Origin of the sequence: Gluconobacter sp. P5E10 (genome assembly GCF_018812145.1) — a bacterium.
Taxonomy (GTDB): Bacteria; Pseudomonadota; Alphaproteobacteria; order Acetobacterales; family Acetobacteraceae; genus Gluconobacter; species Gluconobacter cerinus.
This window is the reverse complement of the sequence record NZ_JACRVZ010000006.1, coordinates 89,014-114,635: the sequence shown is the minus strand read 5'-3', so window position 1 is coordinate 114,635 and position 25,622 is coordinate 89,014. Positions and strand designations below refer to the sequence as shown.

General features: G+C 57.0%; 24 protein-coding genes. 7 read left to right on the top strand and 17 right to left on the bottom strand.

Translation table 11 applies throughout. The features are described from left to right. Positions 1-38 precede the first annotated feature (38 nt). The 4 genes from KP707_RS13480 to KP707_RS13465 are packed head-to-tail and all read right to left on the bottom strand — an operon-like array spanning position 39 to position 2,862. Complete coding sequence (locus KP707_RS13480) at positions 39-1,373, bottom strand: AtzE family amidohydrolase (RefSeq protein ID WP_211503428.1); 1,335 nt, start codon at positions 1,371-1,373, stop codon at positions 39-41. Continuing rightward, the gene (locus KP707_RS13475) at positions 1,370-1,549 is read right to left on the bottom strand and encodes a DUF4089 domain-containing protein (protein ID WP_211503427.1); all 180 of its coding nucleotides are present in this window, start codon (positions 1,547-1,549) and stop codon (positions 1,370-1,372) included. Before KP707_RS13475 ends, KP707_RS13480 begins: the two co-directional genes overlap by 4 nt. Before the next feature lie 31 nt (positions 1,550-1,580). After that, complete coding sequence (hpxZ, locus tag KP707_RS13470; protein WP_064274221.1) at positions 1,581-1,961, bottom strand: oxalurate catabolism protein HpxZ; 381 nt, start codon at positions 1,959-1,961, stop codon at positions 1,581-1,583. Between the two features lies 1 nt (position 1,962). Continuing rightward, positions 1,963-2,862: a DeoR/GlpR family DNA-binding transcription regulator gene (locus KP707_RS13465; protein ID WP_249203014.1), complete on the bottom strand. Its 900-nt coding sequence runs from the start codon at positions 2,860-2,862 to the stop codon at positions 1,963-1,965. Positions 2,863-2,922: 60 nt separating this feature from the next. Between KP707_RS13465 and KP707_RS13460 the strand changes: the two genes are divergently transcribed. Genes KP707_RS13460 through nagA form a run of 5 tightly spaced genes read left to right on the top strand, consistent with a single transcriptional unit; the run spans position 2,923 to position 8,520 of the window. Next, a complete protein-coding gene (locus tag KP707_RS13460; RefSeq protein ID WP_338085338.1) occupies positions 2,923-3,882 on the top strand; it encodes a BadF/BadG/BcrA/BcrD ATPase family protein in 960 nt (319 codons plus the stop codon). Positions 3,883-3,893: 11 nt separating this feature from the next. Continuing rightward, the gene (locus KP707_RS13455) at positions 3,894-4,847 is read left to right on the top strand and encodes an SIS domain-containing protein (RefSeq protein WP_211503426.1); all 954 of its coding nucleotides are present in this window, start codon (positions 3,894-3,896) and stop codon (positions 4,845-4,847) included. A gap of 3 nt (positions 4,848-4,850) precedes the next feature. Then, complete coding sequence (locus KP707_RS13450) at positions 4,851-6,137, top strand: D-tagatose-bisphosphate aldolase, class II, non-catalytic subunit (RefSeq protein ID WP_211503425.1); 1,287 nt, start codon at positions 4,851-4,853, stop codon at positions 6,135-6,137. After that, entirely contained in the window at positions 6,134-7,414 is a 1,281-nt protein-coding gene (gluP, locus tag KP707_RS13445) for a glucose/galactose MFS transporter (protein WP_215751862.1), read from the top strand. The genes KP707_RS13450 and gluP overlap by 4 nt, the downstream gene beginning before the upstream one ends. Continuing rightward, entirely contained in the window at positions 7,411-8,520 is a 1,110-nt protein-coding gene (gene nagA, locus KP707_RS13440) for an N-acetylglucosamine-6-phosphate deacetylase (protein ID WP_211503423.1), read from the top strand. Before gluP ends, nagA begins: the two co-directional genes overlap by 4 nt. Before the next feature lie 26 nt (positions 8,521-8,546). On the opposite strand, the gene KP707_RS13435 is transcribed toward nagA, so the two are convergent. Next, the gene (locus KP707_RS13435; protein ID WP_211503422.1) at positions 8,547-10,292 is read right to left on the bottom strand and encodes an alpha-glucosidase; all 1,746 of its coding nucleotides are present in this window, start codon (positions 10,290-10,292) and stop codon (positions 8,547-8,549) included. 207 nt (positions 10,293-10,499) lie between these two features. Here KP707_RS13435 and KP707_RS13430 point away from each other — a divergent pair, with 207 nt between their 5' ends. After that, the gene (locus tag KP707_RS13430) at positions 10,500-11,144 is read left to right on the top strand and encodes a D-sedoheptulose 7-phosphate isomerase (protein ID WP_211503421.1); all 645 of its coding nucleotides are present in this window, start codon (positions 10,500-10,502) and stop codon (positions 11,142-11,144) included. A gap of 56 nt (positions 11,145-11,200) precedes the next feature. Here KP707_RS13430 and KP707_RS13425 read toward each other — a convergent pair whose 3' ends face one another. The 3 genes from KP707_RS13425 to KP707_RS13415 form a co-directional block, all read right to left on the bottom strand. Next, positions 11,201-12,106: an NAD(P)-dependent oxidoreductase gene (locus tag KP707_RS13425; RefSeq protein ID WP_211503420.1), complete on the bottom strand. Its 906-nt coding sequence runs from the start codon at positions 12,104-12,106 to the stop codon at positions 11,201-11,203. A 205-nt stretch (positions 12,107-12,311) separates the two neighbouring features. Next, the gene (locus KP707_RS13420) at positions 12,312-12,479 is read right to left on the bottom strand and encodes a hypothetical protein (RefSeq protein ID WP_167386170.1); all 168 of its coding nucleotides are present in this window, start codon (positions 12,477-12,479) and stop codon (positions 12,312-12,314) included. Between the two features lie 78 nt (positions 12,480-12,557). Next, positions 12,558-14,117, bottom strand: coding sequence for a carbohydrate porin (locus tag KP707_RS13415; RefSeq protein WP_249210303.1), 1,560 nt, complete (start codon positions 14,115-14,117; stop codon positions 12,558-12,560). Positions 14,118-14,362: 245 nt separating this feature from the next. Here KP707_RS13415 and flgH point away from each other — a divergent pair, with 245 nt between their 5' ends. Further along, positions 14,363-15,109 carry a flagellar basal body L-ring protein FlgH gene (gene flgH / locus KP707_RS13410; protein ID WP_211503419.1) on the top strand — a complete coding sequence of 249 codons (747 nt, stop codon included), beginning with the start codon at positions 14,363-14,365 and terminating at the stop codon, positions 15,107-15,109. 59 nt (positions 15,110-15,168) lie between these two features. On the opposite strand, the gene KP707_RS13405 is transcribed toward flgH, so the two are convergent. From KP707_RS13405 to hrcA, 9 genes are all read right to left on the bottom strand, one after another. Next, positions 15,169-16,416: a hypothetical protein gene (locus KP707_RS13405; protein WP_211503418.1), complete on the bottom strand. Its 1,248-nt coding sequence runs from the start codon at positions 16,414-16,416 to the stop codon at positions 15,169-15,171. A 3-nt stretch (positions 16,417-16,419) separates the two neighbouring features. After that, complete coding sequence (locus KP707_RS13400) at positions 16,420-16,854, bottom strand: biopolymer transporter ExbD (protein ID WP_046900240.1); 435 nt, start codon at positions 16,852-16,854, stop codon at positions 16,420-16,422. A gap of 72 nt (positions 16,855-16,926) precedes the next feature. Then, entirely contained in the window at positions 16,927-17,352 is a 426-nt protein-coding gene (locus KP707_RS13395; RefSeq protein ID WP_086633118.1) for a biopolymer transporter ExbD, read from the bottom strand. Positions 17,353-17,356: 4 nt separating this feature from the next. Continuing rightward, entirely contained in the window at positions 17,357-18,436 is a 1,080-nt protein-coding gene (locus tag KP707_RS13390) for a MotA/TolQ/ExbB proton channel family protein (RefSeq protein ID WP_211503417.1), read from the bottom strand. A 141-nt stretch (positions 18,437-18,577) separates the two neighbouring features. After that, entirely contained in the window at positions 18,578-19,243 is a 666-nt protein-coding gene (locus tag KP707_RS13385; protein WP_046900242.1) for an energy transducer TonB, read from the bottom strand. Positions 19,244-19,640: 397 nt separating this feature from the next. Continuing rightward, positions 19,641-20,772 (bottom strand): peptide chain release factor 2 gene (prfB, locus tag KP707_RS13380; RefSeq protein ID WP_099213300.1). Its coding sequence is split into 2 segments (ribosomal slippage): positions 19,641-20,702 and positions 20,704-20,772, totalling 1,131 coding nucleotides; the frame shifts between segments, so codons are not numbered across the junction. Positions 20,773-20,812: 40 nt separating this feature from the next. Then, entirely contained in the window at positions 20,813-23,431 is a 2,619-nt protein-coding gene (locus tag KP707_RS13375; protein WP_211503416.1) for a penicillin-binding protein 1A, read from the bottom strand. Positions 23,432-23,516: 85 nt separating this feature from the next. Beyond that, complete coding sequence (locus KP707_RS13370; protein WP_086633116.1) at positions 23,517-24,407, bottom strand: aldo/keto reductase; 891 nt, start codon at positions 24,405-24,407, stop codon at positions 23,517-23,519. Between the two features lie 62 nt (positions 24,408-24,469). Next, on the bottom strand, positions 24,470-25,540 hold the full coding sequence (gene hrcA, locus KP707_RS13365) for a heat-inducible transcriptional repressor HrcA (protein WP_046900246.1): 1,071 nt from the start codon (positions 25,538-25,540) through the stop codon (positions 24,470-24,472). Positions 25,541-25,622 lie beyond the last annotated feature (82 nt).

The following is a 25,622-nucleotide window of genomic DNA, read 5'->3' as shown; positions in this document are numbered from 1 at the left end:
GAAGGAGGCGCTCCTGTAAAAGCGCCTCCTTCTCAGGCTCAGACCAATCGAGCTTCGGCAGTTCCATCCCGCTCAAGGGATTCCCCCAGAGCCAGCAGCAGATCTTCCCTGCCCGGGCGCGCAATAAGCTGGGCTCCCAACGGCAATCCTGCCGTTTTCATCGGGACCGTCAAAACCGGGAAGCCTGCCAACGTCAGCGGTTGCGTATAAAGCCCCAGATTGGCACGCGCAGAGACCATTTTACCCGCTACTTCAATCAACGGCTGATCAAAGCGCGGTGCCTCACCCACCACAGCAGGCGCCAGCAGGATATCTGCATCAGCAAAAGCCTCATGCATCCGTGCGCGGAACCAGTTTCTCAGACGATGCGCCTGAAAAATCAGGGAAGCCGGCAAAAGGGCGCCAGCAAGCAGACGGTCGCGCACTGACGGATCGTAATCTTTCGCCTGTGTGCGCAGACGATGCAGATGAAGTGCAGCTCCTTCCGAGGCACTGATCACGAAAGCAGACGCTCTCGCCCGCGCGACTTCAGGCAGTTCCACCGTATTTTTGGCACCAAGCCGGGCCGCCAGTGCGTTTACTGCCTCCTGCATGGAAGCGGACATGTTCTCCGCAAACCATCCACCCAGACGCGCCACTTTCAAGCCACCAACATCAACAGGTGAGTTTTCCGTCCGTACCAATGCCTCAAAACATGCTCTCAAGCCGCCCGCACTGTCCGCAAAAGGCCCAACTGTGTCGAGGCTGGCAACAAACGGATAGCTACCCTCAATTGGAAAACGCCCCTGCGTTCCCCGAAGCCCCCAAACGCCACACAAAGAGGCTGGAACACGGATGGACCCGTTGGTATCGGACCCCAGACCAAGCGAAAACAGGCGCGCCGCCACCCCAGCCGCCGATCCACCAGACGAACCACCCGCTAGATGAGCCGGCGCATGAGGGTTGCGTGTAACGCCATGGTGAGCATTGTCCGTCGCAAACCCGTAAGCGAACTCGTCCATGTTTGTCAGTGCGACAGGGATGGCTCCAGCGTCGATCAGACGTGCCACGAGTGCGGCATCCCGCGTCGCAGGTGGATCATTTGCCAGCACCTTCGAACCCGCTGTCGTAACCTGACCGGCCACATCAAACAGATCCTTGATCCCGAATGGAACACCCGCCAACGCGCCAGGATCACGGCCTTCCGCAACAGCAGAATCAACTGCAGCGGCAGCGGCAAATGCCCGATCCGTGAGGGCGCGCGTGACGCAATTCAATGCTCCATCCCGCTCGGCGATGTCTGCAAAAACAGCTTTGGTTACGTCTGTTGCAGATAACTCGCCGCTTCGAACACGCGCAGCAATGTCCAGCGTGCGAAATTCAAGCCCGCTCATGGTTCGTACTCAAACGCAGGCTCAAGCCTGTCTGACAGTTCCATTCCCTCGATCAGGGTCGCATAGGAACGCAGAAGGTCGAGGTTCATCCGAACCCCCTTATGAAATTCAGCGGGTATCACAAGGCCATTCGCCGTTGAGAGAACCTCGATTTCTTTATCTTCCGAAAGATTCATGCTGCTGCCGTCGCCTCTTCAGAGTCAGTCTTCAGGATATGTCGGCCATCAGGGAAACATGCGCAGCCAGAATCTTCCAGCCATTCTGTGTACGAAACCATGTCTGGCTCTGACGGCCGATTTTGGAGCCGCCCCGGCGTTGAAACTCCAGATCAACCACGGCAGCATCCTGACCAATCACCGTGATGACGCGTTTAAGCACATCCCGTGGCGGAGAGCCTCCTGGACGCTGCTTCCGGAATTCCCTGATTTCTTCGATGCCATAGAGATTTTCACCAACCCCGTATCGGACTGTCTCCGGTCCCGCATAAAAGAGGTCATCCAGGGTCTGGAGATCATTCTCACCCAACGCTTTTTCATAAAGATCAGCCAGGCCTGAAACCTCAGCCAGAATTTTGGGCTCGTTCAGCATCCTATATCTTTCCTTCTGCATGCCCCGCGAGCACGATGTCATGCCCCTCGTCTCGCAGAGACTGAACCTGTCGGGCATCAAGATCTGTGTCTGTAAAAATACAGGAAACCTGATCCAGGAACCCGACACTGTAAGTGGAGTGGCGCGCAAATTTTGTGCTATCCACAAGAAGAAAGCACGTCTCCGTCCGCTTCATCATAAGCGCGTTGAGCCTGGCTTCTTCCTCATCAGGCGTCGAAATCGTCGCATCTGGTTGCACAGCACTGGCGCCGAGAAATACCTGATCGAACCAGAGTTTCTCGAGTGCCTGCTCTGCCAAAAGTCCGACCAGACTGCGATTGGTATGCCTCACTCTGCCACCAAGAAGAATCGTCTCGACACCTTCAACACCGCTCAGCATTTCCGAGACCATAATGTTGTTGGAAAAGACCGTCAGTGGCATGGGCGAAATGCGCAGACGCCGCGCGAGCTGCAGAACGGTTGTCCCGGCATCAAAGAAAACCTTTGATCCTCGCTCGATCCGACAAAAAGCCTGATCTGCAATGGCGCGCTTGTGTTCGAGTGCGTGGTTTTCCCGCGCCTCAAACGCAACCTCTCGATCGATGGTAGCAGTCAGGGAAGCACAGCCGCGTGTCCGGATGACAATGCCCTGCTCTTCAAGCAACTGAAGATCCCGCCGGATCGTCGCAAGAGAGGCATCTACCTGTCTGGCCAGCTCGTGGACACCACTCATTCCGTTCAGGTAAAGGTAATGCCGGATCTGAGCCAGCCGGTCAGAAGCCAAAAGACGCTCTCCCCACTGAGCCATGACACGGTGCGCCGAAGCATACCCATATTTTTCAAAAAGCACGCATAAAATGATCGAAATCGGAACGTTTCGCTCAGAAAGATGACTTGACATGACTGGCCTCTGGCTAGTCAGATCGAGACAGGATCCTACTACCCGCAAGAAAGCCTGGCCGTGACTGAACCCTGTATCGCAGCGATTGATGGCGGGGGCAGCAAGACTCTCCTTGTTGTCCTTCGTCAGGATGGAACAGTCGCCGACAGCCGGCAGACAGGTGGAACGAACCCCTTTGACCAACCCCTCTGGCGCGAGAGACTGACAGGCCTTTTGCAGGCGCTCCCTGTCGAGACCCAGTCTGTCGGACTTGGGCTGGCCGGATATGGCGAAAGTGAAACGCTTTGCGCCCGGCAAAGAAACGCTGTCTCCGAAAACCTCCAAGACATTCCATACTCCCTCACAAATGACGTGGACATGGCCTGTTCAGCCGCATTTGGGGGGCAGCCCGGCATTCTCCTTCTGTCTGGCACAGGCTCCATGGCGTGGGCGTCCGATGCTGCGGGCAAGCATTGCCGGGTCGGCGGCTGGGGTAGCCTGTTTGGCGATGAAGGCAGCGCCTACCAGATCGGCCGAAACGCCCTGGCACTTCTGACGCACATTCTCGATGGTCGAAACACGCAGGATGCCAGCTTCCTGGCCCCTTTCACTGCGGCCATGGGCCTGCCATCCAGACCGGAACTCTGCACGCCTGCTCTTCTGGAGTGGTATGGCACCCTTGAGCATCCTCGCTCTGCCGTTGCAGCTCTCGCCCGCCATGTGTCTGCCCTTGCTGAAGACGGTTGTGTCCCGGCCATGGCTCTTCTGGATCAGGCCGCTTCCGATCTGGCCACGCATATCATTGCGGCGCGTAGAAAAATGCCGGGATTAGACCTTCCCTGGAGCTATGCGGGCGGTACGCTTCAAAGCGCATACCTGCGAGATGCCATCGCAAAACAATGCGGAGCACCTCGCCCGCCTCTTCTCCCTCCCATTGGCGGAGGCCTCATTTCTGCTGCCCGCCAGGCTGGATGGGCCGCAGATACACATTGGATTCAATCCCTCTCCCGTACCCTCGACACCGTAGGCTCAGGGGCCTGAAAGGTTTTCTTATGAACGCTACTGAGCGCGGTATTCGCGAACAGTTTCCCCTCTGGAACCAGGTAGACATGCAGGATGTCCATCCGGACCCGGAGACTTTCACGGTCGTCGTGGGATGTGGAACATCCGTTCATATTGCGGATTCAATCGCGGCAAGCCTGAACGCCAACGGTGTGTTTTCGCGTGCTGTTGCAGGCAATGAGTGGACACGCCGCCCGCAGGATTATGTGCCGCCCTCAATCCGCCCAAACATTCTAGCTCTTTCACGCAGCGGAGAGTCGACTGAGACGGTCGCCGCTGCCATCGAAAGCCGAAAGAACGGACTGCACGTCACAGCTTTCACCTGCGCGGAAGAGACCAGTCTCGAGAAGAACGCTGACGAAACCGTCTTGGCCGAAACCCATGCCGAAGAAGGCATTGTCATGACAGCGTCGGCCAGTCTGATGCTGCTGATGGGCCTGCGTTATGCGGGTATTTCCGTCACGCCGGAAACAACAAAGGCTGCCGAGGAACTCCTTGACGCCGCAGATCCGCAGCTCAAGGCTCTGATCGAAGGCCGTTCCCATTTCGTGTTCCTGGGCGCTGGTGCGCTTTATGGTGTTGCCCGCGAAGGCTCCCTGAAGCTTCAGGAAATGAGCCTGAGCCAGACGGAAGCGCATCATCCTCTGGAATACCGTCACGGTCCGATCAGCCTGATTGATGACAGCTCTCTCGTCGTCTTCCTGTACCACCCGGACACGCTGGAAGAAGAGAGCATTCTTGCCAAGGATCTGATCGGCAAGGGCGCACGCGTTCTCGGCATTGGTGGCCCCGGCACCGTCTCTCTTTCCGTTAAGGAAGGCGCAGATGTACGCCCGTTGGTCGTTCTGCCAGTGCTTCAGCTTTTCGGCGAATATGTCGCGCGCTCGAAGGAATTGGATACTCTGGCCCCGCGTCATCTGACCAAAGTTGTGACGATCGCCTGATTCATGAGCCTTTCTCCGTTCCTGAACCTCGTTCGCCAGACGCACGATCCAGACGTTCCGAAAGCCCAACGTCAAGGACTGACCTCTGTCTGTTCCGCACACCCATTGGTGCTGGAGGCAGCGCTTCAACGGGCTGCCCGGACCAAGCGACATGTTCTGATCGAGGCGACCTGCAATCAGGTCAATCAGGATGGGGGTTATACTGGCATGACCCCGGCAGATTTCCGGGATCTTGTGCTTGGAATTGCCGCTAAGGTCGGCTGCCCGGCGCATCTTGTTCTACTGGGCGGCGACCATCTTGGCCCCAATCCATGGAAATCCTTGCCCCCGCAGGAGGCCATGGACAAGGCCCTGACCATGATCGAAGCCTTTGCGAATGCAGGCTTCGTCAAACTGCATCTTGATGCCAGCATGGGCTGCGCGGGCGAGCCGGTTGCGCTTTCCGATGAAACCGTTGCCGAACGAGCCTGCGCCCTTGCACAGCGCGCCGAAAGCGCGGCTCCCGGTCAGGCCGTCTATATCATTGGAACGGAAGTGCCTGTTCCGGGCGGAGCGGCTGAGGCTCTGGACCATCTGGAGCCAACCTCTCCGAACGCTGCCACTGCAACACTTCAGGTTCACGAAACGCTGTTCCGCCGGGTTCTGGGCGATAACGTCTGGAGCCGTGTGATCGGGCTTGTCGTTCAGCCGGGCGTGGAATTTGGTGTGGAAGATGTCGTGATTTACGACCGGCCGCGCGCGCAATCTCTCTCAGCCACGCTGAACCAGATGCCGGGCCAGATCTTCGAGGCCCATTCGACCGATTATCAGCCCCTCCCCGCCCTGCGCGCGCTTGTGGAAGACGGCTTTCTGCTTCTGAAAGTCGGACCGGGCCTGACCTTTGCCCTGCGTGAAGGCCTGTATGGGCTGGACGGCATCCGCTCCGTCCTTCTGCCACAGCAGGAAAGCCTGCGGGCGCTTATGGAACGGATCATGACCCAGCAGCCTGCGCAGTGGCGTGGCCATTACGAAGGCACAGAGAGCAAGCTCGCCATTCTCCGTCACTATGCTTACAGCGACCGTATCCGCTATTACTGGCCTCAACCTGATGCGGAAGCCGCCGTTGAAACGCTTCTGCGCCAGCTTGAGGAAACAGGGCTGCCAGATCCTCTTCTGAGCCAATTCCTGCCTGTGCAGTACGAAAAAATCCGCGACGGGCTGCTTCCACGGCATCCGCGCGACATCATTCTTTCCGCAATCGACACAGTTCTTGGCCTGTACGATCAGGCCTGTGGAGCCGAAGTGACATGAACCGTTCTCCGGACAGCCTGACTGGCTCATACGGCCTTGGTCCACTTGGTGTTGCCGCCGCCATCTTCTTCATGATGGGTTTTGTGACCTGGCTGAACGGGCCGCTGATCTCGTTTATCCGGGTTGCATTCTCACTGGGGGACGTCAGTGCTTTTCTGGTGCCTCTGGTCTTCTACCTGTCGTATTTCCTGTTCTCCATTCCCGCATCATTTGTCGCCCGTTCACTGGGTCTGCGTCGCGGTCTGTCTGGAGCACTGGTTTTATGTGCGGCAGGCGTGGCCCTCTTCGGGCAATTTGTCTCCATGCGCATTTATGGCGGCGCACTGGCCGGGCTTCTGGTGCTGGGTTCTGGCCTTGCGCTGATGCAGGTCGTCATCAATCCGCTGGTCAGCCTGCTTGGTCCGTCCGAACGGGCCGCCCAGCGTATTGCCATCATGGGTGTCTGCAATAAATTTGCCGGCATTCTGGCGCCTATCGCCCTGGCCACAGTCGTCATGGGCGATATCGGAAATGTCGCGGAGAAAGCGCAGCTCGCTGCAACGCCAGAAGCACGAGCCGCCATTCTAAACAGCTTCGTCCATGCCATTTATGCGCCCTATATGAGCATGGCTGTCGTTCTTCTGGTCGCTGCCGTGGGCGTGATCTTTTTCCCCCTGCCGGAACTTCAGGCTCCGCCACTTCCAAGCGTGAGCGGAAGCAGTGAGAAGATCTTCCGGCCGCATCTCGTCTTCGGCATTGCGGCCATGTTCATCTATGTCGGCATCGAAGTCATGGCAGGCGATGCCATCGGCACGTATGGGCAGGGCTTTGGCCTTCCGCTAAGCGAGACCAAGTTCTTCACCTCCCTGACTCTTGCTGGAATGCTGGCTGGTTATGTCGCCGGGTTCGTCGTTGTTCCCCGCATCATCACGCAGGAGCGCTTTCTTGAGTTCTCCTGCATTGGCGGCTGCATCCTGACCATTGCGGCCTTCCTGACGCATGGTTACGCCTCGGTGCTCTGCGTTGCTCTGCTGGGCGCCACAAACGCCATGATCATGCCGACGATCTTCCCGATTGCCATTCGAGGCGCTGGCCCTTGGACCCCACTGGCTTCGGCCCTGATTGTTATGGCGTATAGCGGCGGTGCGATCATTCCGCAGATCTATGTCCTGCTAAAGCCTTATGTCGGGTTTCAGGCAATGTTCGCCCTCCTCGTCCTGCCATCCTATCTCGCAGTTCTTTTCTACGCTCGCCGCTACGGACAGACGGGCCTTCTCCCACTGGACCAGAAACAATGACGTCTCATCTCGATGGAAATCTCGTACTCCGGGACCGGATCGTCCCCGGTCGCATGACCTTCGGCACCCATATCCACGATCTTGAGCCGCTGAAAAACGCTGGCAACCGCTACATTCTTCCGGGCTTCATTGATGGACATGTTCATGGTGGCGGTGGGGCCGACACCATGGACGGTGTGGAGGCCATTGAAACACTGTCCCGGTTCCACATGTCTCACGGCACGACGACCATTCTCCCGACAACCATTACGGCACCTTGGAATGACGTAATGAATGCCCTGAGAGCTGTCGCGGAAGTCTGTGAACGCGGGGTGGAAAACGGTCCGCGCATTCATGGAGCCCATTTGGAAGGGCCGTTTGTGAGTCCCCACAAGCTGGGTGCGCAGCCTCCCTTTGCCATTCCTCCCTCCCCTAACCGGGTTCAGGAGGCTGTCGAAACCGGGTGTGTCCGCGTCGTCACGCTTGCTCCCGAACTGGACCATGCAGAAAGTGCCATGCGCAGTTTTGCAGCGGCTGGCGTAAGGGTCAGTCTTGGCCATACCACCACAGATTATGAAGGCGCAGAACGCGCCATGTGCCTCGTCTGTGGAGCTGGCGGAACCGTTGGTGCGACCCATCTTTTCAATGCCATGTCTGCAATCGAGGGGCGCAAGCCCGGCCCTGTAACGGCACTCATGTGCAGCGACACCGCGTATGCGGAGATGATCTTCGATACCTACCACGTGCACCCCGCCAGCTTTCGTCTGGCCTCACGCGTTATGGGAGACCGCCTCCTGTTCGTAACAGATGCCATGCGGGGAACAGGTGAACCGGAAGGCCCCAGCAGTCTGGGTGGACAGGACGTCCTGATCCAGGATGGCGTTGTCCGCCTTCCCGGCGGCTCTCTGGCAGGAAGTGTCCTGACCCTTGACCAGGCTGTGCGCAACGCCGTGCAGGCCGGGAAATCACTTCCGGAGGCTGCACGGCTCGTCAGCACCAATGCAGCGACTTATCTTGGCCTTCATGATCGGGGCACAATTACTCCCGACCTCCTGGCCGATTTCACCGTTCTGGATGACACGCTGCAAATCGCGGAGGTCTGGGTTGGTGGGCAAAGAACTTTTTGAGGCTGACTAATTGAGCAGACGTCTCTTCAGATATCCGCGGGTGGTGCCAGCCGATAAACGCCTGCCTGCCAAGGCTTCAGCTCAGGCAGCACGTCCGCTGCCTGAGCAAATGCGCTGTCGATCAGAACCTCAGATATTTTCAGACCATGCGGCAGAATATAGTGTTCTTTTTCCCCACACATATTGATCAGAACAAGAAACTGCTCGTCCTCTAGCGTACGCGTAAACGCAATGACCGAAGGATGGTCTGGATCAACATCTTCAAAGGTACCGTAAATCAGCGCCTGATGCGTAGCGCGAAGCTCAATCAACCGGCGATAATAGTTCAGAATGGACCCGGGGTCAGCTTCCTGCTGGGCCACATTGATGTCCGTATGATTTGGATTGATCCGAAACCACGGCACACCAGTCGTAAACCCGGCACGCGACGTTCCATCCCATTGCATGGGTGTTCGTGCATTATCCCGACTGATCTTTGACAGGCTGGACAACACCTCTTTTGCGGACATTTTTCCAATACCAACAGTATTATCCCAAATACCTCTGGCGTTGATGTCCTCGAAATCCTCGATCCCATCAAACCGGATATTCGTCATGCCAATTTCCTGCCCCTGATAGATATAGGGCGTCCCACGTCGCATCAGGAGCATTGTTGCCAGCGCCTTGGCTGACGGGCCGTGCCCTTTGGGCGACGGATCCCCAAACCATGAGACAGATCGTGGGTTATCATGGTTTTCCAGAAAAGATGTCAGCCAGCCCTCTGGGCCAGAAGATGTATCTTCCCCTCTTAAAACCGCTTTGAGATCCTTGATCGTCCAATCCTGAACCTGCCAGTCATGGCGACCAAGGCGAACAATTTCGAAGTGGAAAACCATCGTCATTTCCCCTCGGCTTTCCTCTACAAAAGCCGGGGTCTCATCGAAGGGCACACCAAAAGCTTCCCCAACTGTCAGAAGGTCCCGGCCTGCAAAAACCTCCCGATGCATGTCCTGTAGATAATCATGCACTTTGGGGCCGGTGACATAGACATGCTCAAGGCTCTCCATCTCAGCCAGCGTCAGGTCTCTGAGATCAGGTAGCTTGGACAGAAAGCAGATCGCATCCAGCCGGAAGCCTGCGACGCCCCGGTCCAGCCAGAAACGCATCATCTCGTACATTTCTTTCCGGACTGCCGGATTTTCCCAGTTCAGATCAGGCTGTTCACAAGCAAAATAGTGCAGATAATACTGCCCTGTTGTCTCATCTTTCTGCCATGCGCTTCCACCAAAAATGGACAGATAATTATTGGGCGGTCCGCCATCCCGGCCATCCCTCCAGATATAGAAATCGCGATAGGGGTTTTCCCTGCTGGCACGGCTTTGGCGAAACCAGACATGTTGATCACTCGTGTGGTTAGCCACGATATCCACAATGAGTTTCATCCCACGGGTATTTAAGCCTTCCACCAGCCGGTCAAAGTCTTCCATGGTGCCCTGAAGGGGATCGACTTTGCGGTAATCCCGGATGTCATACCCGTTATCAACATTCGGGCTGTCATAATGCGGGGCCAGCCAGATCACCTGTACTCCGAGCGATTGCAGATAATCCAACCGGCTGATGAGGCCTGGAAGATCACCAATTCCGTCTCCGTCGCTGTCACAGAATGAACGTGTGTAAACCTGATAGACCACGGCTTCCTTCCACCAGCGCCTCCTGTCAGGCGTATTGGCTTCACTGGCGCGAAGGGCAGTCAGGAAGGGTGCACTCGAATTGCTGGAGGATGGCTGTGACATCGGGTCTATCTCCTCACGGATACAGGCCTGCAACGAGCCACACACAAAAAGCGTTTCAATCTTTAGCGCACAAGTTAGCGAGACTGCTTTATTGGTCAGCGGCTTGACAGATGCGCCCTGAGCCAGTCTGTCTCTGTGTCATGCCGGTGAGCCTCAATAAGCATTACCGCCGCTTTTTATATCGTATTCCAGGAGCTGTTGACCCTGATGTCATCGATCCAGACATCCACCCTGCTGAATGACCTTCCTGCTTCCGAGCGGAATTATATGCAGGACTATCTTAACCAGTCAGCCGAAACGATGGTGGCGTTCTCAAAGGATGACGCCTGTTCCGAGATGATGGCAGGAATTGCTCTGACCATCATGTCAGCTCTGCAGGATGACCGAAAGCTTCTGGTGGCTGGCAATGGTGGAAGCGCCGCCGATGCCCAGCACATTGCCGGTGAATTCACGGCACGCCTGATGTATGACCGCCGACCACTAGCCGCTATTGCGCTGACAACGGATACATCCAGCTTAACCGCCATTGGGAACGACTACGGCTTCGATCACGTCTTTTCCCGGCAGGTTCTGGCTCTGGGGCGCAAGGGGGATGTTTTCCTCGGCATCACAACATCTGGACGTTCGCCGAATATCATAGAGGCGCTCAAGGCTGCGCGCGCACAGGGTGTTATAACCGTCGTCTTTACTGGCCAGACATCCGTGGACATTCCCGAAGCCGACTTCGTGCTCCGCGTTCCTTCCGCATGGACGCCCCTGATCCAGCAGATGCATATCACCGCCGCACATATTGTTTGCGCCTTGGTTGAACGGGCACTGTGCCCACAGTCCGCCAATCAGGGACAGCACTGAGCACAATCCAGCAGCCAGATTTCAGTCTCTGCCTGCTGGCTCAAAATTTTGAACGGTCAGGACCGTACACGCCAACGCCAGTCGTTCAGAACTTCCTCAAGGGTGTTTTTCCAGGAAATCTGAGCTGCCCATCCTAAAATGCGTTGGGCTTCAGAAGGGTTCCCCACCATATTCTGCAATCCTGACGGCGTCGGATGAGTAGAATCCAAACGGACTTCTGGGTGCACTCCCGCCATTTCCAGCAGATCATTTAGCATGGACTGTACGGTTCGGGTCTCACCACTACAGATGTTCAAAATCGTACCATCCGCGGGAGCATCCTCTAACGTCAGGGCATCGATATAGGCGTCACACGCATCCCGGACGTTTGTAATGTCATATCCGACATCCGGATGGTTGATCGTAATACTAGTCTGCTGATGTGCCTCAACCCGAGCGACCTGAGAGGCCAGAAAGGGTAGAATGGCATTCACATCCTGGCCGCTTCCAGCTTGCGTAAACGGCCGCATCCTTACAGCATGCAGGCCTTCTTTCGCCATCATTCCTACAGCCATGTCCGCGGCCGCCTTGCTGGCAGCGTAGGAATTCAACGGCGCTACGGTCGCTGCTTCGTTCAAGGGAACGCCCTCTGCGAAAGAAGCGCCGTAAATTTCAGCTGAGGAGACATGCACAAATCTGATGTGACGGGCGTGTTTTTGAAACGTCTCCGCCAGATTCATTGTGCCATCAAGATTGACCTGCCAGGCGCGCCGGGTGTCTTGACTGGCTTCCAGAACAGATGACACAGCCGCAAGATGAATGCAGGCGTCAGGGCGTGTATCCTGCACAACACGCTCTACGGCCTCACGATCCAGAAGATCCAGTTGCCCTTCAATCAGAACATGATCGGGCATCCGGTCTTTAAGGCGAGTTTTGAGATGGGTACCGACAAACCCAAGACCACCCGTCAGAAGAATTCGCATCGCCTGCACTCACACTGGCCGCCCTGAGGGACCACGGGAATTAGACAACGTCAGAAGCGAATTTTCCGAAACGGGCGGCATTGATCATTCTCCCATGCTGACGGATCTGAGGACCGAACAAAGGTACGGCCGTTCCGCCATCCCTTCGTTCTCGACCACATTCAGTCACGGGGCAAGAGAGCAACTCTTGTGCAGGGGTACCGGATCAGTTCCCGAGAGAACGATCAACAGAGCGGCCAGCGCGTTCAATCGGGCCCTTCGGCGGATCAACGGTGTCACGCACCTTTTCACCGAACGTCCGGTGGTGTTCGCAGGCCGTCAACGTCACGCAGGACACGGAAAGGGCCAGAAGAAGCAGTATCGATTTACGCACGTGGAGTAATCCTCCGAAAAGACGGTGAAGCCATCAGAAACGATCAGCGCCGTTTCCGGTTCCCTGCACGTAACGAATTCAGAAGATTTCGATATGACTCTTGAAGCCCATCATAACGGCATCCCGTAAGTTCACCTGCCCGTTCGGGTTATGGTAATATTGGAGATCAGGCTCAAACGTCATCGCACGGCCGATTGCGAACGTGTAGTTCAGCTCTGCAACTTCCTGATGCGTCTGCAAGCCCGTCGCCCTATAAGGCAGAGACTTGCCGGCAGCCAGAAGAATCCGTTCAGTTCTCTGCACACCTGACGCGATATGAACATACGAGACCGCCAGTCCGATCGAGTCTGACGGTCGGGCAGCCCAGAAGCCTTTCCAGGTTGCTCCCAGATAGATCTGCCGATCCCTGAGTGCCGTTCGAGGCTCGTTCAGTACAACGCCGCCCATAAGCGTGACACCGCCCTGCGGGTTAATTCTGGAGCCTTTGATCCGCTGGTCCACCATCAGCCAGGTGGACCACGAACCGCTATGGCGGGCAGCAGAATATCCGCTATCTGCATACGGGTTTCCCAACGTATCCAGAAAATTCTCAGACCGCCCCATCGTCTCCACGGCTATGCCAAGTTTGTAATGGCCCGGATACGCCAGCTCTCCGGAAGGGCGACGGAAGATGGGCTGCCATCCGATTTCTACGGGAAAGATTTCACCAACAATATTCGAGCCATTCAGCTTGAACCCTGTTCTGTGCTGCGCGACCGAATAAATGCCTTCTTCCGCAAAATAGACACCCGTCTCGACATAAACATCCCGCCGCCAGGGACGCCCTCTCACACGCAACGCCCAGACAGATGCCGGATAAGAGCTGTAATAGGCGCTGTCAGAAGCACCTTTGGGCCGACCGCAGAAGCTGTTGTTCACGAAGGAGCAAAACACAGTACCGGCGGCGAAATCCGAAAGCTGGGACATACGCCCCGCTGCGATTGCCAGTCGGTTCTGGAACAAATGCTGCTCCCCATATGCCATCACAAGATGCACGACGACGTTTCCGCCACCACCGTAGGTCTCCTGACTGTGAGCCAGCCAGTCTCCAAACATGCGGTTAGCCGTTGTGCCGTAGCGTCCTATGAAAATCACATGAGTCGCAAAGCCCTGAAGCTTCGCCAGACGGTTCCAATCCGTCACAATATTCAGAGCATACTGTCCGGCATTAGACGCGCCCTGCTTGTAACCATACCCTTTGGTCGGAGCCGTCACGGCGCCCATCATCTCGTTCATATTGTCGAACTGGGCAATCGTTCCATGGCGCCTCAACCAACCATGAGCATCATTCACAAAAGGAAAAAGCGAAGGCGGAGCAGACAGATTTCCAGCAAGGTCTTCATAAGCCGACGCTTTGGGCAAAAGCTCCGCAGCCCCTGCTGACAAGGGTGCAGCCTCTGTTTCCCCACTGGCCTGATCTGACGCAGTACGTCCTTCGGGCGAAGACGTTTCAGACGCCGGTTCGGCAGCCATTACGCCACCGGCCGAGGACAGCACACATACGGAAACAGCAACACGCATCATACGCCGCACAACGGCCATGCAGCTTTCTTCCGTATCGCTTTTTACGTGATCGCTTATCGAACTATCACCGCTCAAAAATGAATTTTCCTTGATGTCGCTTCAACCCACCCTGTTTATGCACACGACGACATCAGCTTCCATCCTGCAAATGCTGCCCCTTGCACGGCATGAACCCTAGACGTGGGATAATATGGATATTGTAACTTTCACAAACCGGAGAAAAGTGCGCTAAAGGGGCCGTCCAGGGGCAGAGTTAACCCGTTTTTTACGAAATATATGTTTGGCTCGTTTTGTTCATAACAAACGGAATTGCCCCACACATGCTGCTTCCATCTCGTCATGCTGTGCGTTGCCTGGGGCTATTGGGGCTGATTCCCGCCCTCTGCGCCTGTAACTCGCTGGCCCAGCTCTCCGAGGTAGGTCGCCCACCCCGCATGACGTCAATCACCGACCCCACATTGGCAGCCAGCTATCGTCCGGTCACAATGCCAATGCCGCCCCTGCGTCCGCCTCCGCAAGAAGCTTCCAGCCTGTGGCGAAGTGGCAGCCGTGCATTCTTCAAGGACCAGCGCGCCTCTCAGGTCGGAGATCTGGTCACGATCATTGTGGACATCACCGATAACGCTGCTTTCAATAACGGCACGACGGCCAATCGGGCAGCAGACGAAAAATTCGGGATTCCCAATCTGTTTGGCATCAAAGGACGGGTGATCAGCGCGGTCACAGGCGCTGACAGTCTGAACACAGCCAGCAGTAGCGATAGCAGCGCGACAGGAAAGATCATCCGGAATGAAACGGTGACGCTTCGTCTGGCAGGAACCATCACTCAGGTTCTTCCAAACGGCAATTTTGTCGTGATGGGAAAACAGGAAGTCCGGGTTAACAGCGAGCTACGCGAACTCGGGGTCAGTGGCATTGTCAGACCACAGGACATTACGGCCGACAATACTGTTACTCACGACAGAATGGCAGAAGCCCGCATTTCGTACGGTGGCAGAGGGACCATCACCCAGATCCAGACGCCGCGCTACGGGCAGCAGGTCATGGACTCGATCCTGCCTTTTTAAACAAAAAAACGCCGGGAATGACCCCGACGTTTTCCTTGAACTTGTAGCTCTTATCCAGCTCAGTGAGCGGCAGGACGAGACAACAAGAGAGCCCAGAGCTCAGCAACATCCTTTGCAGGACCATTACCGGTAATGGATTCAAAAGTCTTGATGGCATCAGCCTTATGGCCTGCATCCATCTGAGCCATGCCAAATTCGACCTGAGCCAGATCCGGATAGTGCGGATTTTTGCCTAGGCCCGTTTTCATCAGGGCAAGACCCTGATCAGCCTGACCGTTCAGAACGAGATTATAACCCGTTGTCAGAGCAGGACCGGCAGAAGGATCTGTGGCAGCAGAAGCAGTAGCCTGCGCAAGCTGTGCACGATCGGCAGCAGCACGCTGTGCAACAAAAGCATGGAACTTTGCATCGCCAGCGGCCGTCGGACCGTTACCCAGAGACTTGTTTGCGTAGCCCTGATTGAGCAGGTTCAGCGCAAGCTGGGGAAGACCCAACTGCACAGCGCGCTCGCCCATATCCTGATAGTCAGACGGATCCTTCAGGACACCCGTCGCCAGACGCAGACGCTCAACATAGAAAACCAGCGGCGGTGCCAGATTAGGATTTGCGACCAGATCATGGATCAGCATCGCCCAATAATCAGGCTTGGAATAATACTTGGCCAGCAGGACGTAAGCGTGCGTTTTGGCGTCCGCATCCTTCAGGTTCGTATAAGCCGTGGCAAGCATCTGAAGCTGATTTTCGGCAGGGATCTTACCTGCCTTGATCGTCTCGTCCACCTGCTCCTGAGCAGCCGTGGCCGTTCCCTTCCAGTCACCCTGAAGATAGTAGCACTGGATTAGCATGGTCTGCATGCGCGGATCGGGCCCGTGCTCATGCAGATAGCGCTCGGTCGGTGGAATGGCAGCCGCATAGTTTTTGGCGCCATAAGCCATGGTGGCCTGAGCCATCAACATTTGACCCTTGGCAGCCTTCGGCGTGCGAGAGCTGTTGATGAGCACATCATACGCCTTCGTTGCAGCAGCCACGTTACCGGACTGAGCGGCAACCGCTGCACGCATCTGGGCAATGGTATAGGATTCGTAATCCGTCTTGCCCTTGACCGCATCTGCGGCATCAACCGCAGCCATGGCTTTTTCATAGCTCTTCGCGGCAAGAGCACTCTGCGCCTGCTGAAGATCCTTGCCGACAGCTTGGCCCAGCACATCATCAGCATGGGCAGCAGGCCCAGCAACAAGAGCTGCACCAATAGCGCCAGCCAGCAGAAGGGAGCGGGCGCTCAGACGGCGGTTAAGGGACAAAGACACGAATTACTGTCCTTCCATGAACTGATCCAGACCGACGATACCCAGCTTGGTCACGCCGAGACGCTGAGCGTCAGCCATGACGTGGGCAACCGTTTTATAATCGGCAAGACGGTCAGGATGAATGTGGACTTCAGGCTGATCACCTTCAGCAGCAGCGGCCTGGAAATGGGCCTGGAGTGCTGCTTCCGAACTGACCGGCTCGCTGTTCCACGAAATACTGTTGTCGTAGTTGATGCTAACAGTCACCAGCTTGGGCTGTTCGGTAGACGGCGGAGGATTGCCCTGAGGCAGATCGATCGCCACCGAATGTGTCTGCAGCGGGATGGTGATGATCAGCATGATCAGCAGCACCAGCATCACGTCGATCAACGGCGTGGTGTTGATATCGACGATACCTTCGTCTTCGTGCGTGCTGTCCGATCCGACGCTCATGCCCATGACGGCGGTTCTCCAAAAGGGTGACTTGAAAGAGGTTGCCGGACCGTTTTTCTATAACGGCCCGGTAGACCTTCAGTTCGTGTGGGGCTGCTCGGTGATGAAGTCCACGTGAGCGATACCAGCTTCCTGAGCTGTAGCGACCACCTGGCCAACTGCCAGATACTTGGCAGCACCGTCACCACGGATCTGGACCTGTGGCTGAGGCTTCTGCTTGGCCACCTCTACGAGGCGGTTCAGCAGATCCTGATGCGTAGGGACCAGGGTGGTGTTCCAGAAAACCTGGCCATTCGCAGTCACTGCCAGAACAACATTGTTTGGCTTAGTCTGGGTCGGCTGATTTGCATCAACCGGCAGCTTCAGCTTCACAGTATGCGTGGCGACTGGGATGGTGATCAAAAAGATGATCAGCAGCACCAGCATGACGTCGACGAGGGGGGTGGTGTTGATTGCCGACACCACCTCGTCGTCACCGCCGCCTCCTCCGACGTTCATTCCCATAGTATCAGACCCGCTGGCTGGTGGTGATGGTGGTCGGAGCTGACATGCCGCCGTCTTCCGGAGACACGCCGTGACGGAAGCCACCGATCAGGACAGACTGGACGTCTGCAGCGAAGTTGCGAACGCGATCCATAGCGCCCTTGTTACGGCGAACGAGCAGGTTGTAACCCAGAACGGCCGGAACAGCGGTTGCAAGACCAATTGCCGTCATGATGAGGGATTCACCCACCGGACCAGCAACCTTGTCGATGGAGGCTTGACCTGCAATGCCGATGGCGGTCAGAGCGTGGTAAATACCCCAAACCGTACCGAACAGACCGACGAACGGAGAGGTGGAACCCACCGTACCGAGGAACGCAAGGCCGCCCTGAAGACGCGTGTTGATGGTGTCGACGGAGCGCCCGATGGACATTTCCGTCCAGGAGTGCAGGTCGATCGCATCACGCATGGAACCTTCGTGGTGCTCTGCAGCAACGATACCGGTTTCAGCGATGTAACGGAACGGAGAAGAAGCCTTCAGGGACGCAGCGCCAGCCTGAACGGACGGCTTCGTCCAGAATTCACGGGAAGCTTCCTTGGAGGCAGCGAACACACGGCCCTGCTCCAGGAACTTCATGACCATGATGATCCAGGTACCAGCGGACATGATAACCATGATGATCAGAACGCCACGAGCGATCACGTCACCATTGGCCCACAGAGCGCCAAGACCGTACGGGTTGCCCTGCGGAGCCGGAGCTTCAGGAGCGGCCGTTGCGCTTTCACCAGGGGTGGCAGCAGCAGCAGGCGTCTGGTCAGCAGAAGCAGCTGCATCACCGGCGGCAGGTGCCGGAGCGCCAGCATCATTTGGTGCAGAAGCAGCAGGTGCAGCAGACGGGTCCGAGGACGGAGCCGGCGGCACTGCCGACGGGTCGGCCGGAGCGGCAGCCGGAGCACTCTGATCAGCCGGTGCAGGCTGAGCGAAAGCGACGGCCGGTGCGATTGCACCCGAAGCCAGGGCCAGCGTCAGAGCCATGGCGCTGGCCCGGACGGCGCGCGCCTTCGTCGGAACGTCAAGAGCAGGAAGGCGGAACAGTCTGGTCATGAACTCCATATCCTCGTTAGAGATGCCCGTTTTAGGAGCTGTCTGGGGTGCCGGCCATATGGGGACCGGCCCTTTTCCTGAACCTCTCCGAACCACCTGATCCGGAGAGGCAATCTTATTGGACTACTGGCTGACGGACACTTAGTCGCCCATCGTGAAGTCAACGTGCAGAATGTGGTGATGCTCGGTAACCGGAGCGCCGTTAACGACGGCGGGCTGGTACCGGGCTCGACGAAGGAAGTCGAGCGCACTTTCCACAAACTCGTGACCACCGGTGGAGCTGACAATCGCGCAGTTTGCCGTGTGACCGTTCGGAAGAATGTCGCAGGAAGCCGTAACTTTACCTTCACGGTTCTCTTCCTGGGCTTCCTCCGGATACTCCGGCTTGGCGCCGTTGATCGGAGACGCGCCAGCTGTGTGATCAGGCACTGCCGGAGCTGGCGGACCCTGCGGAGGAGCCGGAACAGGCTCAGGTGCAGGCGTCGGGCTCGGCGGAACCGGATGCGGCGGCTTGGCGTGTGTGACCCGCTGGATCGCCTTGGGTGGCGGCGGAACACTGATCTTCGGCGGCGGAATATACGGCGGCGGCGGCTGTTCCATCTGCGGCGGCGGCGGAGGTGGTGGTGGCGGAGGCGGCTTAGGCTGCTCCTTGATCACTTCCGTCTTGATGGGCGGCTTTTCGTGGACGAGTTTGCCCACAGCACCGCTCATGAGCGCATAGATTACCGCGCCCATAGCCAGCACGGCCACGACGATCGCGACAATATAGTCCGTCGGCTTGCGCTGCTGTGCGGCGTAGCTCTTCATGTCGAAACCTTCTTACCCCTCACTGACACCGACAATGGATCCACACCTGTACGGTGCGAGATCTCGACCTTGTGTTTGCATCGAGTTCCCTCACCTCACGGACGTGTGATTCGTCTCATGTCGTGAGAACATACCCGATATGCTGATTGGGCAGCCTTCGGGCCATGGTGTCAAGCTGATTATTGCCTGTCCCGAAACGAAAAATTCTCATCTTTCGATCGTCTGGCGCCAATATTCGCAGGAGAGCGGGCGAAAAAGTACACTTTTCCGCTTTTTTTCTGCCTTCAGAAAATCAAATTTCCAAAAACTGTAACAGAATTATAACAAGAAGGCCGGGACAGCGTATTAATTACGCCGCCCCGGCCTTCCGGTTTCGTTTTAATGCGCCAGAGTACTCTTACTGAGCAGAAGCGCTGGCTTCCGATCGTGTTGCCCCGACGCGCTGAGCAAGAGAAGCCGACATGAAGTCGTCCAGGGCGCCGTCCAGAACAGCGTCCGGATTTCCCTTTTCCACGCCTGTCCGCAGATCCTTGACCAACTGATAGGGTGCCAGGACGTAAGAGCGGATCTGGTGGCCCCATCCGATATCCGTCTTGGCGGCTTCCGTCTGGGCGGCCGCAGCTTCACGCTTCTGCAGTTCCGCTTCGTACATCCGAGCCTTCAGCATTTCCATCGCCTTGGCACGGTTGCGGTGCTGTGAGCGGTCCGTCTGGCAGGCGACAACGATGCCTGTCGGGATATGGGTAATACGAATGGCCGAATCGGTCTTGTTAACGTGCTGACCGCCTGCGCCTGAAGCACGGAAGGTATCCACACGCAGATCCGAATCGTTGATCTCCACTTCAATAGAATCATCGACCACCGGATACACCCAGACAGACGCGAAGGACGTTTGACGACGGGCAGCTGCATCGAAGGGCGAGATGCGGACGAGACGATGCACGCCAGCTTCCGTTTTCATCCAGCCATAAGCGTTGAGGCCACTGATCTGGATGGTGGCAGACTTGATGCCCGCCTGCTCACCTTCACTGCTTTCAATGAAGGTCACCTTGTAGCCGTGCTGTTCTGCCCAACGGGTGTACATGCGCAGGATCATCTCAGCCCAATCCTGGGCTTCCGTTCCACCTGCACCGGCATTCACTTCGACGTAGCAGTCATTGCTGTCTGCTTCGCCGGACAACAGGCTTTCGATTTCGCGCTTGTGCACGTCGGCTGCCAGCCCACGCAACGTCGCGATGGCTTCTTGCACCAGGTCCGTGTCGTTCTCCATTTCTGCGAGCTCGACAAGTTCCAGCGTGCCTTCAACGTCTTGTTCGATCTGTTCAACGCCCTCGATCTGATTGGCGAGCATGGTTCGCTCGCGCATCAGCTTCTGGGCAGCGTCAGAATCATTCCAAAGGTCTGGGTCTTCCGCGCGGTGGTTCAGTTCCGCGAGGCGTGTTGTGGCGACATCCCAGTTAAAGATGCCTCCTCAGCAGTGCCACCGACTGCTTGATCTGTTCGGAGAGGGCTTCGGTCTCAGCCGACATTATAAATACTCCACTTATATATAAGGTGGTTTGGCTGCCCTCAGTACAGGCCGCCTACACCAATGTCACCATCCGATGCAGCAGGTTTCTGGGCCTGAGGCTTGGCATTCGAGGAAGACCCAACACTCGGCGCGCTGGTGTCTGTCATATCGCTCTCGGAATCCGAAATAACGGCATCCGCCCCGGTATCTGCCGCTGTCAGGGCCTCCGTACCAGCACCGAAGCCATGCAGAGCCACCGACGCACCCGGAACCTGATCAGCCTTGAAGCCGTCAGTCGCAGTGATACGGCCGGTGTTGTAGGACGCCAGCGTGATATCGGCCGGAACACGGAAATCCAGCTTTGGCCGGTTGGCGAGCGCCACCTTCATGATCTTGTTCCAGATCGGGCCGGCAATGCGGGCACCATCAGCGTTCCGCCCGAGCGTTTGTGGCGTATCGAATCCGACCCAGACGATCGTGACGATATCCGGCGAAAAGCCAGCAAACCAGGCATCATGGAAATCCTGACTGGTGCCGGTCTTCCCCGCGATGGGACGGTCGATCCCAGCCCCCGCCATGCGACCTGTGCCGTTCGCAATGACGTCTTTCAGCATGGCCACGATCTGATAGGAGCTGGCTTCGCTGGCGAGCACGGGACGGCTGTCTGTAATGGAGGGAACCGAGATGCTTCCTGCAACCGGAGCCGCTGGCGGCGTGGGCGTTGCACCAACTTCAGGCGTAACCGGAGCAATCGTGGGGGATGAAGGATCGGCCGCCGGTGGAGCTGGGGGAGCCTGCAACGTTGTTCCCAACGCCAGACCTGGCGCACGCCAGATGATATTGCCCAGACGATCCTGAACGTCATCCACCAGAGTCGGCGACACTACATGACCACCGTTTGCAATGGTTGCGTAGGCTGCTGTTTCCTTGAGAACCGTTGTCTCGACGGCACCAAGAGCCGCGGGCAACACATGCGGCATTTCATCCACAAGCCCCGCCTTGATGGCAGTATCTGCAACAGCCTTCATGCCCAGATGGGCGGCCACCCGGATCGTCACGAGGTTCCGGCTTTCACGCAGGGCATCGTGCAGAGTGGTCGGGCCCCAATTGTCGTGTTCGTAGTTCTTGGGATGCCAGTCGCCATATGAGACAGGGGAGTCATCAAACTTCTCGGACGGAGAAATACCCTGTTCCATGGCCGCCAGATACACAAACGGCTTGAAGGAAGAACCTGGCTGACGCAGAGCCTGCGTTGCGCGGTTGAACTGACTTTCGTGGAACGACCATCCACCAACCATCGCCAGAACACGGCCTGTATGGACGTCCATCGTCACGACAGCGCCTTCAACCTGCGGAATCTGACGCAGGGCAACGGAGCCACTTTCCTGCGGTTCAATCATGATGACATCCCCGGCACGAAGCGGGTGCATCCGACGTGCCCATGCGATGTCTGTTGCCAGAAGAGGACCAGTCTTCGCTTGGCCTTCCTCATTCCAGCCCACGTGAGTTCCGCCAGGAAGAATGACGCCCAGACGCCACTCCCTTAGCATTCCGGCTGGACCGGAGACCTTATCGAGATTTTCTTCCCAGCCTTCTGCGTCAATGCCATCAAGATGGATGACCGGACCACGCCAACCGCCGCGGCTTCGATCGTAATCCATCAGACCTTCATGCAGCAGCTTCGTCGCTGATACCTGAAGGGGCTGATCCAGACTGGTATGAACTTCAAGGCCACCTTGAAGAGCGCGATCCTGACCATAGAGGCTGATGAGCTGACGACGGACCTCGGCCCCAAACCATTCTGAATCCGGCAAAGGTCCAAACCGCTGCTTCTTCTGCGGGACCAGTGGCTCCTTCTTGTCTTCCTGAGCCTGCTCGCGGGAAATGACACCGTTATCGGCCATCAGATCCAGAACAAGATTCCGGCGCATCAAGGCTGCGTCAGGATGAAGGAACGGATTGTAGTGTGTCGGTGACTTCGGAAGGGCCGCCAGTGACGCGGCTTCTGCATCATTCAGCTGGTCGAGAGGCTTGTTGAAATAGGTCTGGGCTGCGGCGGCGACACCGAAAGAGCCATTCCCCAGATCCGCCCAGTTCAGATAGATCTCAAGAATCTTGTCCTTGGACAGCACCTGCTCCATTTTGACGGCAAGCAGGGCTTCCTTGATCTTACGATCAAGTGTGCGGGCATTGCTGTTAAGCAGCATCCCACGCGCAACCTGCTGCGTAATGGTGGACGCACCGACAGCACGGCGCCCATGACGGGCAAAAACATCTGTTACGCCTGCACGGGCAATGGCCATCACATCCACACCACCATGGGTGTAGAAATTGTGATCTTCCGTTGCGAGGAAGGCGCGCTTTACCCGATCCGGAATCGCTTCCAGCGGAACGAAAATACGTCGCTCATTGGCAAGCTGAGCCATCAGGCGATCATCAGACGCATAGATGCGGCTAACGGTCGGGGGCTGATAGGCCCTCAGGCTGTCCACACTTGGCAGATCAGCCACGAGTTTGGCGTAGGTGGTCCAACCCAAGATACCCGCACCCGCAACACCGACCAGCCCGACACCGGCGACGATGGCAAGAGACTGACGGAAACGGCGGAAACGGGGCCCGCGGGGCACACTGGCCCTGGGGTCCTGCGGATTACGGGAGCGAATGGAACGGCGCGTCATACAAACTGCATAGCACTGAAACGAGCCGTTCGTCGCCCCCACTGAAAAGGGTCATTTTGTGACAGTTTACGGCGGCTCGTGATCGTTATGATCCGGCGGCGGATTTCTTCCACACCTCTTCACCCTGCCGATTCAGAGTAGCAAACTCTTCATCGTTGAGATTCAGGGATGCTGCCCGAACATTAGAGGCCAGATGGGCTCTGCTTCCGGTCCCCGGAATGGGCAACATGACCGGCGATCTTTTCAGGAGCCACGCCAGAGCAATCTGCCCTGCATCTGCATGATGCCGATGCGCGATCTTGTCCATGTCCGTACCGGGCTTGGCCAGTTCTCCGGCAGCCAGAGGCGCCCAGGGAATGAAACCGATGTTTTCCTTTGTACAGAAGTCCAGAACATCTTCAGACTTGCGGTCCACAAGATTGAATCGGTTCTGAACCGTCGAGACCGGGAAGTATTTCTGCGCGAGCTTGATGTCCTTCACGCTCACTTCCGACAGACCTACGTGTCGGATCAGACCTTCTTCGCGGAACTTCGCAATTGCCTCGAACTGCTTCTCTGCCGGGCAGTCTGGTCCAATCCGATGCAGCTGCCAGAGATCAATGTGCTCCACGCCCAGCCGTCGCATGGACATCAACACGCACTGCCTCAGATAGTCCGGGTTTCCAACTGGCTTCCAGATGTCTGGACCATGCCGTGTCAGGCCGCCCTTCGTCGCAATGACCATCTTTTTGTAAGGATAAAGCACTTCACGGATCAGGTTTTCCGAGACGAACGGACCGTAGGAATCCGCTGTATCAATAAAATCCACCCCGAACTTTGGGAGGCTTTCAAGGGTTTGGACCACTTCTTCGTGGTCTGGAGGTTCATCCCAGATGCCCTTGCCGGTAATGCGCATCGCCCCAAACCCGAGGCGGTGGACCTTGAGATCACCACCAATGAGGAATGTACCGGATTTCTTTGCGTCAATCGTAGCCATGGACTCTTTCCTTTCCGATGGACGCAGGATTCAACAGCGCAAAGGCGGAAGGGTTGCAGTCACTATCCCAGCAGGCGTCCGACCATCCGGGCCGTGTAATCCACGACGGGTACAATTCGCCCGTAATTCAGGCGCGTTGGCCCGATGACGCCAATGGCCCCCACGATTTTCTGGGCTTCATTACGGGCTGGCGCGACGATCATGGACACCCCCGACATTCCAAACATTCCGCTCTCACTGCCGATATAGATTCGCACACCTTCCGAAGCGTCTGCCAGTTGCAGGAGCTGAAGCATGGTCTCCTGCGTTTCGAGGTGATCGAACAGCATACGGATCGTTGTGAGTCGTTCGATCTCGGTGATATCCGCCAGCAGCTTGCCCTGCCCCCGAACGAACAGCGTTCCACCATCAGCGTCCCACGTGGCCAGACCACTTTCGATGACGCTGGCCGTCAGAGCGTCAAGTTCATGGCGGTTGACGTCCATTTCCTTGCTGACACGCTCTTTCAGAGTGCCAAGTGTCAGATCCCCTAGGTGGGCGTTAAGATAGTTGCCAGCCTCGACAAGGGCAGAATGCGGCAGTCCTGCCGGGGTTTCGATGATGCGATTTTCCACCTGGCCGTCTGAACTGACGAGCACCACAAGAACACGTCCCGGACCGAGCGCAACAAACTCAATATGTTTGAGCGTCGCGTCAGATTTGGGGGCCAGCACCAGACCTGCTGCGGATGACAGACCCGACAGCATGGACGATGCTTCCGCCAGGGTCTCCTGATAGGACCGGCCATGAATTTCCAGCCTACTGTCGATACTGGCTCGGTCTTCGTCAGTCAGGGCACCGAATTGAAGAAGACCTTCCACGAAGAGTTTAACGCCTTTCTCGGTCGGCAGACGCCCGGCAGACACATGAGGGCTGAACAGCAGCCCGGCCCGGCCAAGATCTGCCATGACGTTGCGGATCGTCGCGGGAGACAGAGACAGATTCAAGCGCTGCGCCAGAGTGCGACTGCCGATTGGCTCCCCTGTTTCAACGTATTCTTCAACGATTTCCCGCAGGATCGCAGCTTCCCGCTCTCCCAATCCGGAAGCAAAGGAGTTCGGCATACGGAAGAAGGAAGGGTCAGGTCTGATCATGGTAAAACTGTATGTCGGGGCTGGAAGGCTTCTCGTCAAACGCGGTAGAGGCAGGGCTCGGTTCTGAGAGAGGATTTTTTCG